General features: G+C 75.2%; 14 protein-coding genes. 10 read left to right on the forward strand and 4 right to left on the reverse strand.

Annotation, left to right across the window (positions count from 1 at the left end):
* A partial coding sequence (locus G9H71_RS18605) for a metallophosphoesterase (RefSeq protein ID WP_196792255.1) occupies positions 1-1,075 on the reverse strand: 1,075 nt, incomplete at its 3' end.
* A gap of 162 nt (positions 1,076-1,237) precedes the next feature.
* The gene (locus G9H71_RS18610; protein ID WP_231135082.1) at positions 1,238-1,714 is read right to left on the reverse strand and encodes a GNAT family N-acetyltransferase; all 477 of its coding nucleotides are present in this window, start codon (positions 1,712-1,714) and stop codon (positions 1,238-1,240) included.
* A 32-nt stretch (positions 1,715-1,746) separates the two neighbouring features.
* Between G9H71_RS18610 and G9H71_RS18615 the strand changes: the two genes are divergently transcribed.
* Positions 1,747-1,971, forward strand: coding sequence for an exodeoxyribonuclease VII small subunit (locus G9H71_RS18615; RefSeq protein ID WP_166284291.1), 225 nt, complete (start codon positions 1,747-1,749; stop codon positions 1,969-1,971).
* A 5-nt stretch (positions 1,972-1,976) separates the two neighbouring features.
* On the opposite strand, the gene G9H71_RS18620 is transcribed toward G9H71_RS18615, so the two are convergent.
* Both G9H71_RS18620 and G9H71_RS18625 read right to left on the reverse strand, forming a co-directional pair.
* A complete protein-coding gene (locus G9H71_RS18620; protein WP_166284292.1) occupies positions 1,977-2,585 on the reverse strand; it encodes a DUF4245 domain-containing protein in 609 nt (202 codons plus the stop codon).
* Positions 2,582-3,787, reverse strand: coding sequence for an aminotransferase class V-fold PLP-dependent enzyme (locus G9H71_RS18625; RefSeq protein ID WP_166284293.1), 1,206 nt, complete (start codon positions 3,785-3,787; stop codon positions 2,582-2,584). Before G9H71_RS18625 ends, G9H71_RS18620 begins: the two co-directional genes overlap by 4 nt.
* Positions 3,788-3,932: 145 nt before the next feature.
* On the opposite strand from G9H71_RS18625, the gene G9H71_RS18630 reads away from it, so the two are divergent.
* From G9H71_RS18630 to G9H71_RS18670, 9 genes are all read left to right on the forward strand, one after another.
* On the forward strand, positions 3,933-4,334 hold the full coding sequence (locus tag G9H71_RS18630) for a TOBE domain-containing protein (RefSeq protein WP_166284294.1): 402 nt from the start codon (positions 3,933-3,935) through the stop codon (positions 4,332-4,334).
* Positions 4,331-5,086, forward strand: coding sequence for a molybdate ABC transporter substrate-binding protein (gene modA / locus G9H71_RS18635; protein WP_407939777.1), 756 nt, complete (start codon positions 4,331-4,333; stop codon positions 5,084-5,086). The genes G9H71_RS18630 and modA overlap by 4 nt, the downstream gene beginning before the upstream one ends.
* A gap of 6 nt (positions 5,087-5,092) precedes the next feature.
* Positions 5,093-5,920: an ABC transporter permease gene (locus G9H71_RS18640; protein ID WP_166284296.1), complete on the forward strand. Its 828-nt coding sequence runs from the start codon at positions 5,093-5,095 to the stop codon at positions 5,918-5,920.
* Positions 5,917-7,083 (forward strand): ABC transporter ATP-binding protein, encoded by a 1,167-nt coding sequence (locus tag G9H71_RS18645; RefSeq protein WP_331273108.1) that lies wholly within the window; start codon positions 5,917-5,919, stop codon positions 7,081-7,083. Before G9H71_RS18640 ends, G9H71_RS18645 begins: the two co-directional genes overlap by 4 nt.
* Positions 7,084-7,163: 80 nt before the next feature.
* Positions 7,164-8,207: a class II fructose-bisphosphatase gene (glpX, locus tag G9H71_RS18650; RefSeq protein WP_166284297.1), complete on the forward strand. Its 1,044-nt coding sequence runs from the start codon at positions 7,164-7,166 to the stop codon at positions 8,205-8,207.
* A 52-nt stretch (positions 8,208-8,259) separates the two neighbouring features.
* Entirely contained in the window at positions 8,260-9,180 is a 921-nt protein-coding gene (locus G9H71_RS18655) for a carbohydrate kinase family protein (protein WP_166284298.1), read from the forward strand.
* A gap of 94 nt (positions 9,181-9,274) precedes the next feature.
* Positions 9,275-10,093 carry an FAD:protein FMN transferase gene (locus tag G9H71_RS18660; RefSeq protein ID WP_166284299.1) on the forward strand — a complete coding sequence of 273 codons (819 nt, stop codon included), beginning with the start codon at positions 9,275-9,277 and terminating at the stop codon, positions 10,091-10,093.
* 81 nt (positions 10,094-10,174) lie between these two features.
* Positions 10,175-11,083, forward strand: a complete 909-nt coding sequence (locus G9H71_RS18665) for an ABC transporter ATP-binding protein (protein ID WP_166284300.1) — start codon at positions 10,175-10,177, stop codon at positions 11,081-11,083.
* Positions 11,080-11,552 (forward strand): ABC transporter permease (locus G9H71_RS18670; protein ID WP_166284301.1); only part of this gene is annotated, 473 nt, incomplete at its 3' end. The genes G9H71_RS18665 and G9H71_RS18670, both read left to right, overlap by 4 nt.

Genomic DNA, 11,552 nt, shown 5'->3' on the forward strand with positions numbered 1-11,552 from the left:
AGTTGACGTAGTCGACGACCTTCTGGTGCGCCGCGCCAGCGAGCGCGACGATCTCCGGGTCCTCGGCGACACCCGTCGTGTTGAGCAGCGTCGAGCTCTTCGTCACCAGCGACCAGGCGCCGTCGACCTTGTCCAGGCCCAGGCTGACCTGGCTGAGCCGGCGGCCCCACGAGCCGGGCTGGGTCAGCAGGACGTCCTTGCCGGTGGCGGTGTTCGCGACCAGCTGCTGGGTGACGTTCGAGTGCGAGTGGCCCGCGACGATCACGTCGATGCCCGGCACCTGGCGGGCCATGTCGGCGGCGAAGTTCTCCGGGAAAGGGATCGCGTCGCCGTACGACGTGGACCCCGAGACGCCGGTGTGCGCGAGCACCACGACGACGTCGGCACCGGCGGCACGCACCTGCGGGACGTACTTCGCGGCCTGCTCGACGCCGCCGGTGAAGTCGAAGCGGCCCTCGACGTTGCCGCGGTCCCAGACCGCGCTGCCCGGGGTCGTGATGCCGAGGATGCCGACCTTCACCGGGTCGTGGCCCGGGACGGTCATGGTCTTGATCGTGTACGGCGCGAAGGCCGGCTCCTGCGTCCCGTGCGTCAGCACGTTGGCCGTCACGATCGGGAAGCGCAGCTGGCTCTCGAACGTGCGCAGCAGCGGGATGCCGTAGTTGAACTCGTGGTTGCCGGTGACCATGGCGTCGTAGCCCATGGCGTTCATGACGGCGGCGACCGGGTGCGTGAAGGTGCTCGTCGGCGGCTGGTTCTTCGCGTAGTACGTGCCGAGCGGAGTGCCCTGGATGGTGTCGCCGTTGTCGACGAGCAGCGTGGACGCCGCGCCGCGCTGGCTGCGCACCTGCTTGACGAGGGTGGACAGCTTCGCGAAGCCGGTCTGGTTGGTCGCCGGCGCCGAGTTGGCGAAGTAGTCCCAGTTGAAGACGTTGGAGTGCACGTCGGTGCTGGCGAGCACGGTGAGGTCGACGTGGTCCTCGACGGCGGCGCTGGCGGGTGCCGCCGGGGCCAGCAGCACGGCGGACACCAGCGCGGCCAGGCCCAGCGGGAGGCGGCGGAGGCTCGAAGTCATGAAGGCGGACGTCCTCGAGGTCGTGGCACGGGTCGTGCCGTGGTGGTGGAGCCGGACGGGCGCTGCAGGCCCGCGGCGACCGCAGGATGCAGTGCACAGATTGCCTGGACGTGAACGGCAGCCTGACGCGGGGCGAGCTGAGAGATGCGTACGCCCGGGTCGTCAGCCGAGCGGGTCGCTGCCCGCCCGCCACGTCATGGCCTGCCACTCCGGATTCGTGAACCCGAGATCCCTGTAGAGCGGAGCGCCCTCGTCGCTGGCGTGCAGCTCGACGCGGTTGACGCCCCGCGCCGCGAGCTCCTCCATCACGCCGACGACGCACCGGCGGGCGAGCCCCAGCCGCCGGGCGTCCTCGTCCGTGACCACGCTGTAGAGGTACGCCGTGAGCCCGGTCGGGTTCCGCGGCCCGGGCAGCATCGCGTAGACCGTCGCCGCGGCGCAGGCCGCGAGGCCGCCCGTCGGCCGCTCGGCCACGACGGCGACGATCGAGTCCTCCAGGCCGACGGCGACCCGGCGGACGCACTCCGCGCGCCACGAGCCACCGTCCGCGTCCGGGTCCTCGCCGATCGCCCGCAGCATGACCTCGCGCAGCCGGGTCAGCTCCTCGGCGTCGTCAGGGCGCGCGGGCCGGACCGTCATCCCCGTCACCGGGCCAGCCTAGGCTGGAGGCCATGGCAGAGCTGGAGGACGCGGCGGACGACGCCCCGGGCTACGAGCAGGCCCGCGACGAGCTGCTCGACGTCGTGCGCCGGCTGGAGGCGGGCGGGACGACGCTCGAGGAGGCGCTCGCGCTGTGGGAGCGCGGCGAGCGGCTGGCCGCGGTCTGCCAGGAGTGGCTCGACGGCGCCCGACGCCGGCTGGACGCGGCGACCGCGGAGCGGCCCGCGCAGGTGTGAGGCCGTCAGCCGGCGGAGATGACGGCGCCGCGCGGCCCGCCGACCTGTCCCCCGGCATACGTCAACGACTCGACCAGCACCTCGAGCTCGTCCCACGACGCGGTGCCCCCGACCACGGTGCTGACGCCGGCGCGGGTGCGCCAGAACGCGCGGTGGTCGCGCAGCTGCGCGTAGCTGCGGTTCCACAGCTCGGTGCCCACCAGCTTCGAGCCGCGCAAAGGGCCGCGCTCGGTCATCTCGCCCACGAACACGACCGGCAGCCGGTTGCTCTGCTCGACCGAGGCGTACGCCCCGCTGGGCGTCGCGAACGCGAGGTGCCAGTGCGTGGTGCCGTTGCGCCGGTCGATGCGTACGCCCGTCGCCCGCCAGCCGGCCGGCAGGCCCTGTGGCGCGGCGACGGCGAACGGCGCGGAGGCGCGCACGGAGGCCAGCTCCGAGGCGTAGCCGATCTCGCGGACGACGTCGCCGCTCGGGCGCGGGATCGCGACGACGAGGGCGGCGACCGTGGCGAGCACGCCCAGCACGGGGAGGACGAGCCGGCGCCCGCGCGCTGCGGGCCGGGGCGGGGCGGCGGCGTCGATGCCCGGGCGCGCCGCCTCCACCGTGCTGCTCACCAGGCCATCGTCGCCGACGCGGGCGAGCTGGTCTCCCGCAGGATCTCCTCGACGGCGTCGAGGACGGCGACGCACTCCTCGGCGGAGTTGTAGAAGTGCGGCCCGATCCGCAGCCCGACGCCCGGGCGCGCGTCGACCGTGAAGCCGCGCACGAGCAGCTCGTCGCGCACGCGCAGGGCGTCGCCGGGGTCGATCGCCACCGCGCCACCGCGGCGGGCGGGGTCGCGCGGCGAGCGGACCGTGAAGCCTCGGGAGAGGGCATCCTCGAGCAGCGGCTGGGTCAGCGAGACCGACCGCTCGCGGATGCGCTCGACGCCGGCGGCGAGGACGGCCTCGTAGCCCGCGCTGGCGGCGTACGCCGACGGGACGCCGGGCGTGCCGCCGGCGAAGCGCATCGCCCCCTCCGCGTAGTCCATCGGGCCGAACTCGAAGTCGAACGGGCGCGCGTGGCCCCACCAGCCCACCGCCGCCGGGCGCAGCCGGTCCGCGGCGTGGGGCGCGACGTACATCCAGGCCGCACCGGGGCCGCCGCAGAGCCACTTGACCGAGCCGCCCACGCAGGCGTCGACGCCGAGCGCGACGACGTCGACGGGGACGCACCCGGCCGACTGGTACGCGTCGAGCACCACGAGCGCCCCGACCGCGTGGGCGCGCTCGACGACCGGGCGGACGTCGACGAGGGCCGAGGTGCGGAAGAGCACGTGGCTGATCGGGACGACGGCGGTGCGCTCGTCGATGGCCGCGACGAGCCGCTCGACCGACGCCTCGATCGCGGGCTCGTCGGGCAGCGCGGGGTCGGGCTCGCTCGGCACGACGACGACCTCGGCGCCGTGGCGCTGCTGCTCGGTCCACAGGTAGTGCGACGACGGCCATTCGAGGTCGGAGTAGACGACCCGGTTGCGTGGCCCGGACCAGTCGACGGCCGACGCGACGGCGCCGAGCAGGTCCGCGACGCTCTGCCGGAGCACGGTCGTGCCGGGCGGGGCGCCGACGATCGAGCCGACCAGGTCGGCGACGCGGCGTACCTCCGGCCCCCAGACGCCCCACGAGGCGACGCCGCGCTCGGCCCAGAGCGTCGAGAACTCCGCGAGCCGCTCGGGCGTACGCCGGTGCATGGCCCCGAGGGTGTGGCTGGCGAGGTAGGTGCCGCGGGAGAGCACGGGATGGTCGGCGCGCAGCTGCAGCAGGTCCTCGTGAGCCATGCGCGGACCCTACGCGAGCGGCTCGGAGCCCGGGTCTCGGTCGCGGCGCGAGGTCGGCCGCAGAAGCGGGAGGAAAGAAGAAGACGGTCCGCAGCTGCGGCACCGGACGCCACCGGGAGCCGCAGGAGCGGTGTAGCGTCCAGCCGTGCCGACCTTCCGCATGCGCGAGGCCGCCGAGCTGCTCGGCGTCAGCGACGACACCGTCCGCCGCTGGGCCGACTCCGGCCGGCTGGCCACCTCGACCGACGCGGCGGGCCGGCGCACGGTCGAGGGCGTCGAGCTGGCCCGGCTCGCCGGCGAGCTGGCGGCGGTTCCCGACGACCGCCGCCCGGTGGCCCGCGAGTCCGCCCGCAACCGCTTCCGCGGCATCGTCACCAACGTCGTGCGCGACACGGTGATGGCCCAGGTCGAGATCCAGGCCGGGCCGCACCGGGTCGTCTCGCTGCTCAGCCGAGAGGCGGCCGACGAGCTGCGGCTCGAGCCCGGCGTCCTCGCGGTCGCGAGTGTGAAGGCCACCAACGTAGTCGTGGAGATACCTGAAGCATGATGCGGCGAATTCTGATTCCTGTAGCAGCCCTCGCCCTCACTCTCCTTTCCGCCTGCGGCTCGGACGACGGTGAGGGGGCCAGCCCGACCATCACCGTCCTGGCGGCCGCGTCCCTGCAGGGCACCTTCACCCAGCTCGGCGAGGAGTTCGAGGCCGACAACCCGGACGTGCAGGTGACGTTCAGCTTCGGCGCGAGCTCGGCCCTGGCTCAGCAGATCGTGCAGGGAGCGCCCGCGGACGTCTTCGCCGCGGCGAGCGAGTCCACGATGCAGCAGGTGGTCGACGCGGGCGAGGCCCCCGACAGCACGCCCTTCGCCGCGAACTCGCTCGCCATCGCCGTGCCGCCCGGCAACCCCGGCAAGGTGCGCGGCATCGGCGACCTGACCAGCCCGAAGGTCAAGGTCGCGCTCTGCCAGCCCCAGGTGCCCTGCGGGGCGGCGGCCAAGGAGGCGCTGGACTCGGCCGGACTGGTGGTCCGGCCGGCGACGGAGGAGGCCGACGTGTCGGCGACGCTGACGAAGGCCAAGCTCGGCGAGGTCGACGCAGCCGTGGTCTACGTGACGGACGTGCAGGCGGCCGGCGACGCGGTGCAGGCCGTGGAGATCCCGAAGGAGCTCAACGTCACGACGACCTACCCGGTCGCCCCGCTGCGCGCGGCGGGCAACCCGGAGGCAGCGGCACGCTTCGTCGACTTCGTGCTCTCCGAGCGGGGCCAGGCCGTCCTCGCCGCCGCCGGCTTCGCGCGCCCCTGACGCGCGATGGACCGGGGAAGCCGCACCGCCCCCCGGCGGGAGGCCCGGCAGCGGGCCCCGTGGCCGCTGTCGGTCCCCGCGCTCGTGGCCGCGGCCTTCCTGCTCCTGCCGCTCGCCGCCGTGCTGCTGCGCGCCCCGTGGACGGGGCTGCCCCGGCTGCTCTCGGACTCGGGGGCGCTGGACGCGCTGCGGCTGTCGCTGGTCTGCGCGACCGCGGCGACCGCCGTGTCACTGGTGCTCGGCGTCCCGCTCGCCTGGGCGCTGGCCCGCTCGGCGCTCCCCGGCGTACGCGTGCTGCGCGCCCTGGTCACCCTGCCGCTCGTCCTGCCCCCCGTCGTCGGCGGCCTGGCGCTGCTGCTCGCGCTCGGGCGGCGGGGCGTCGTCGGGCGCCCGCTCGAGGAGCACCTCGGGGTCAGCCTGCCGTTCACGACCACCGGCGTGGTGGTCGCCGAGACGTTCGTCGCGATGCCGTTCCTCGTCGTCGCCGTCGAGGGCGCGATCCGCTCGCTGGGGCCGGGGCTGGAGGAGGCCGCGGCGACCCTCGGCGCCTCGCGCACCGCGACGTTCCGGCGGGTGACGCTGCCGGCGATCGCCCCCGCCCTCGTCGCCGGCGCCGTGCTCTGCTGGGCGCGCGCCCTCGGCGAGTTCGGCGCCACGATCATGTTCGCCGGCAACTCCCCCGGGCGGACGCAGACGATGCCGCTCGCGGTCTACCTCGCGCTCGAGACCGACCCGGACGCCGCGGTCGCCCTCAGCCTGGTGCTGCTCGCGGTCGCGGTCGCCGTCCTGGTGCTGCTGCGCGACCGCTGGCTGCGCGTGCCGGCGGCGTCGTGAGCGACCGGACGGCCGGGCACCGCCACGCAGCGGTCGAGCAGGCCGCGCCGGGCGGCCTCGACGCCGACATCGACGCCGACATCGACGTCTCCCGTGGCGGCTTCCGGCTGCGCGTGGGACTCCAGGTCGCCCCCGGGGAGACGCTGGCGGTGCTGGGGCCCAACGGCGCCGGCAAGACCACGCTGCTGCGCGTCCTCGCGGGGCTGCTGGCGCTCGACGCCGGTCACCTGCGGCTCGGCCCGCAGACGCTCGACTCCCCGGCGGAGCGGGTCTTCGTGGCGCCGCAGCTGCGTGGCGCCGGGGTCGTGTTCCAGGACTACCGGCTCTTCCCCCACCTGTCGGCCCGCGACAACGTGGCGTTCGGCCCCACTGCCGCCGGCCTGCGCCGCAGGGCAGCCCGCGCCGTCGCCGACCGCGAGCTCGAGCGCCTCGGCCTCGGCCCCGTCGCCGGGCACCGGCCGGCGCAGCTGTCCGGCGGGCAGGCCCAGCGCGTCGCCCTGGCCCGGGCGCTGGCCGCCTCCCCCCGCCTGCTGCTGCTCGACGAGCCGCTGGCCGCGCTGGACGCCCGGTCCCGCGCCGACTCCCGGACCGCCCTGCGGACCGCCCTCGCCTGCTTTCCGGGGCCGGCCCTGCTCGTCACGCACGACCCCCTCGAGGCGCTGACCCTGGCCGACCGGCTGCTCGTGCTCGAGCGGGGCGAGGCGGTGCAGGAGGGGGCGCCCGCCGACGTCGCGCGCCGGCCCGCGACCGACTACGTGGCCCGCCTCGTCGGGCTCAACCTCTACCCCGGCACCCTCGACGGCGACCGCGTACGTCTCGAGGGCGGCGGCACGCTGGTGGCCGCGGCGCGGGCAGGGGACGGCGACTCCGACCCCGCCGCCCTGCCCGGCGGCTCGCGCGTGCTCGTCGCCGTCGACCCGGCCGCGGTCTCGGTCCACCTGGAGCGGCCGGCGGCGGGCAGCCCGCGCAACGTCTGGCCGGGCACCGTCCGGGCGCTGGACCTGCTCGGCAACCGCGTCCGGGTGGACGTCGCGGGCGCTCCCCCGGCCCTCGTCGACCTGACCGCGCCGGCCGTCGCCGAGCTCGGCCTGCGGCCGGGGACGCCGGTCTGGCTCAGCCTCAAGGCCAGCGAGGCGCGGGCGTACCCGGCGCCCGTCCGCTGACCGCTCCGGCGTCAACGCGGCGGTGCCCGCGAGCGGCCTCGCTACGATGCGCCCACCACCCGGCACGAACGAGGAGTCCGATGGCTGCCACGCCCGAGCCCACCGCGGTCCCGCCGATCCTGCGGGTGGGGGCGGAGGCACCGGACCGCAACCTCGCGCTCGAGCTCGTGCGCGTCACGGAAGCGGCCGCCATGGCCGCCGGCCGCTGGGTGGGCCGCGGCGACAAGAACGGCGCCGACGGCGCGGCGGTCAACGCCATGCGCCAGCTCATCACGACGGTCGGCATGCAGGGCGTCGTCGTCATCGGCGAGGGCGAGAAGGACCAGGCGCCCATGCTCTACAACGGCGAGCTCGTCGGGTCCGGCAGCGGCCCCGAGTGCGACGTCGCGGTCGACCCGGTCGACGGCACGACGTTGACCGCGAAGGGCATGGACAACGCGGTCTCGGTGCTGGCCGTCGCCGAGCGCGGCGCGATGTACGACCCGTCCGCCGTGTTCTACATGGAGAAGATCGCCACCGGCCCCGAGGCCGCCGACGTCATCGACATCACGGCGCCGATCCGGGCCAACATCAAGTGGGTGGCAAAGGCGAAGGGCGGAACGCCGGAGGACGTGACCGTGGTCATCCTCGACCGGCCGCGCCACGAGGCCCTCGTCAAGGAGGTCCGCGCCACCGGCGCCCGCATCAAGTTCATCTCCGACGGCGACGTCGCGGGCGCCGTCATGGCCGCGCGCGAGGGCACCGGGGTCGACCTGCTGCTCGGCATCGGCGGCACGCCGGAGGGCATCATCGCGGCCTGCGCGCTCAAGTGCATCGGCGGCAACATGCAGGGCCGGCTCTGGCCGCAGACGGACGCCGAGCGGACGAAGGCGCTGGACGCCGGGCTCGACCTCGAGGCGGTCCTCGGGATCGACGACCTGGTCAAGGGCGACAACGTCTTCTTCGTCGCGACCGGCATCACCGACGGCGAGCTGCTGCGCGGCGTGCGCTACAGCGGCGGCGTGGCGCGCACCCACTCGATCGTCATGCGCTCGAAGTCCGGCACCGTCCGCGAGGTCCGCAGCGAGCACCAGCTGTCGAAGCTGCGCGCCTACTCGGCCATCGACTTCGAGCACGCCCGCTGACCGGGACCACTCCGCCGCAGCCGGGCGCGCTGCGGCCTCGCGAGGAGCAGCTGTGATCACCGTCGTCGGGGAAGCCCTCATCGACATCGTCCGCCGGGAGGGCCAGGAGCCGACCGAGCACCCGGGTGGCAGCCCCTTCAACGTCGCCGTCGGGCTCGCCCGGCTGGGCGCGCAGGTGGGGCTCGTGACCCGGGTCGGCAAGGACGACCGCGGCCGCGTGCTCGTGGAGCACCTGCGCGGCAACGGCGTCCACCTGCTCGGCGACGCGGAGGGGCTGGCCCGCACGAGCACCGCGCAGGCCACGCTCGACGCCGAGGGTGTCGCGACGTACGAGTTCGACCTCGTGTGGGACCTGCCCGAGCTCCCGCTGCCGGCCGGCACGTCCTGCCTGCACACCGGCTCGCTCGCGCTCACCATCGAGCCGGGCGCGAGCACGGTGCTCACGGCGCTGCCGGACATCCGCCGCGACGTGCTGGTGTCCTACGACCCCAACCCTCGCCCCGCGCTGGTGCCGGACCACGCGGCCGCGGTCCGCCGCGTCGAGGAGACGGTGGCGCTGGCACACGTCGTCAAGGTGTCCGAAGAAGACGTCGAGTTCCTGTATCCCGGTTCGGACTACCGGGACGTCGTCGCCAAGTGGCTGCGCGGCACGGGGACGGACCTCGTCGTCGTGACGCGCGGCGGGGACGGGGCGTACGGCGCGACGCGGGGAGCCCGGCTCGACCTGCCCGGCATCCCGACCGACGTCGTCGACACCGTCGGCGCGGGCGACGCCTTCATGTCCGGCCTGCTCGACGCGCTGCGCCGGGGCGGGCTGCTCGCGGTCTCCCGGCTGCAGGCGCTGCGCGGCCTCACTCAGGACCAGCTGCACGGCCTGCTCCACGAGGCCGCGGTCGTCGGCTCGCTGACCTGCCGACGGGCCGGCGCTGACCAGCCGACGCGCGCCGAGGTCGACGCCTTCCTGCGCGGCTGACCTCCGCCCCGCTCCCCCCACGGGCCGAAGGGCTCACAGCCGGCTCACAGGCAGCGCCCAGCCGGCCCGCAGGCTGCGGGACGACGCTCGGCTCGTGACGATCACGGACGCAGCCGCCGGCACCGGGACGCGCGACGGGCACCCTGCCGCGCGCAGAGCGTGGGTACGCCACCTGCTCGGGATGCCGTTCAGCATCCACGTGCGTGGGCCGGAGGCGCTCGACCCGGCCGTCGACGAGCTCGTCACCTCGGCGCTGGCGACGGTGCGCGACGTCGACCGTCGCTTCAACCCGTTCCGCCCGGACAGCGAGCTGTGCTTGCTCAACGCCGGCCTGCTGGCGATGGAGGACGCCTCGCCCGGCCTGCGCGAGCTGATGTCGCTCTGCGAGCAGGCGCGCACGCGCACGGGCGGGGCCTTCGACGCCGAGCTGCCCGACGGCCGCGGCCGCCGGCGCCTCGACCCGTCCGGGCTGCTCAAGGGCTGGGCGGTCGAGCGCGCGGCGGCCGAGCTCCGGCTGCTCTCGGAGCACGACTGGGTCGTCAGCGCGGGCAGCGACCTGCTCGTCTCCTGCGTCCCCGGCTCCAGCTGGCGGGTCGGTGTGCAGGACCCGGCCGACCCGACCCGGCTGTTGCGCGTCCTCGAGCTGTCCTCCGGCGCGGTGGCCACCTCGGGCAGCGCGCGGCTGGGCGCCCGCGTCGTCCACCCGGCCAGCGGCGAGCCCGCCGACGGCGTCCGCGCGGTGACCGTGGTCGGCCCGTCCGCCGTCTGGGCCGACGCCTTCGCCACCGCAGGGGTCGTCAAGGGCGCCGGGGCGTTCGCCTGGCTGAGCGCGCTGCCGGGCTACGAGGGCGCGGTCGTGGAGCGGGACGGGCGCACCCGGTCGACGTGGGGGCCGGGCGCGCACCCCTGCTGACGCCCCGGCGGTCCGCGCGCCTCGCAGCGCTCGCGATATTGCGTCGAGGACCGTCGGTGCCACGCCGTACCGTCGGACGACGTGAGCCCTCCCGCCATCCGACTGTCCCGGGTCGAGAAGCACTACGGCGACGTGCACGCGGTCGCGGGCCTCGACCTCGAGGTCGCGGAGGGCGTCTGCTTCGGCCTGCTCGGGCCCAACGGCGCCGGCAAGTCGACGACGATGCGGATGCTCACCGGGCAGACGCACCCGACCGCCGGGTCGATCGAGGTGCTCGGGCTGCCGGTGCCGCGCGAGTCCAAGCGGGCGCGGGCACTCATGGGCGTCGTCCCGCAGAAGGACAACCTCGACGAGGAGCTGACGGCGGAGCAGAACCTCGAGGTCTTCGCCTACCTCTACCGCGTCCCCGCCCGGGAGCGGGCCGCCGCCGTCGACCGTGCGCTCGCACTGGCGCAGCTGACCGACCGGCGCGCGACCAAGGCCGACAAGCTGTCCGGCGGCATGCGCCGCCGGCTGCTCATCGCCCGCGGGCTGGTGCATCGCCCCCGCCTCGTCCTCCTCGACGAGCCGACGGTGGGGCTCGACCCGCAGGTGCGCCAGGAGCTGTGGTCGCTGATCGACGGCCTGCGCGCCGAGGGGGTCACGGTGCTGATGTCGACCCACTACATCGAGGAGGCCGAGCGGCTGGCGGACGAGGTGGCGGTCATGTCGTACGGCAGGGTGATCGCCGCGGGGCCGCCGGCCGACCTGCTCTCGGCCCACGCGGGCGAGCGCGCGGTGGAGTACTACGGCCCGCCGCCCCGGCTGGCGGAGATCGAGCAGCTGGTGCACGCGGCCGGCCTGCCGACCCGGCGTACCGGCCCGTCCGTCTCGGTGCTGCGCGCGGAGTCGATGCCGGCCGAGCTGGCCGACAAGCTCGGCGACGGCGTGCCGCGGGCCGCCAACCTCGAGGACGTCTTCGTGGCCCTCACCGGGGAGGTCGTGGCGTGAGCGCCCCGCCGACGCGGCTGCGCCTGCTGGAGCGCTCGGCGCTGGCCGGGGTGCTCAAGCACGAGACGACGCTCTACAAGCGCTACTGGCGCTCCACGACCTTCTCCTCGGTCGTCGAGCCGACGATCTACCTGCTCGCCTTCGGGGCCGGCTTCGGCTCGCTCATCGGGACCATCGCCGGCTACCGCTACGTCGACTTCCTCGGCACCGGCGTGGTCGCGACGGCGGTGCTCTTCTCCTCGGCGTTCGCCGGGATGTTCCAGACCTTCATCCGGCGCAGCTACCAGCACACCTACGACGCGCTGCTCGCCGCGCCCATCGACGTCCACGAGGTCGTGATCGCCGAGGCGTTGTGGATCGCGATCCGGGCCGGCGCCTACGGCTGTGCCCCGCTCCTGGTCGCGATGGCGTTCGGGCTCGACCCCGCACCCGGGATGGTGCTCGTGCCGCTGATCGGCGTGCTCACCGG

This window comes from Motilibacter deserti (assembly GCF_011250635.1).
Lineage (GTDB): Bacteria > Actinomycetota > Actinomycetes > Motilibacterales > Motilibacteraceae > Motilibacter_A > Motilibacter_A deserti.

Excerpts from the sequence above, each read along its gene's own strand:
- G9H71_RS18610 (WP_231135082.1), bottom strand. The coding sequence starts at position 1,714 with ATGACGGTCCGGCCCGCGCGCCCTGACGACGCCGAGGAGCTGACCCGG.
- glpX (WP_166284297.1), top strand. The coding sequence starts at position 7,164 with ATGGCTGCCACGCCCGAGCCCACCGCGGTCCCGCCGATCCTGCGGGTG.
- G9H71_RS18625 (WP_166284293.1), bottom strand. The coding sequence starts at position 3,787 with ATGGCTCACGAGGACCTGCTGCAGCTGCGCGCCGACCATCCCGTGCTC.
- G9H71_RS18640 (WP_166284296.1), top strand. The coding sequence starts at position 5,093 with ATGGACCGGGGAAGCCGCACCGCCCCCCGGCGGGAGGCCCGGCAGCGG.
- modA (WP_407939777.1), top strand. The coding sequence starts at position 4,331 with ATGATGCGGCGAATTCTGATTCCTGTAGCAGCCCTCGCCCTCACTCTC.
- G9H71_RS18615 (WP_166284291.1), top strand. The coding sequence starts at position 1,747 with ATGGCAGAGCTGGAGGACGCGGCGGACGACGCCCCGGGCTACGAGCAG.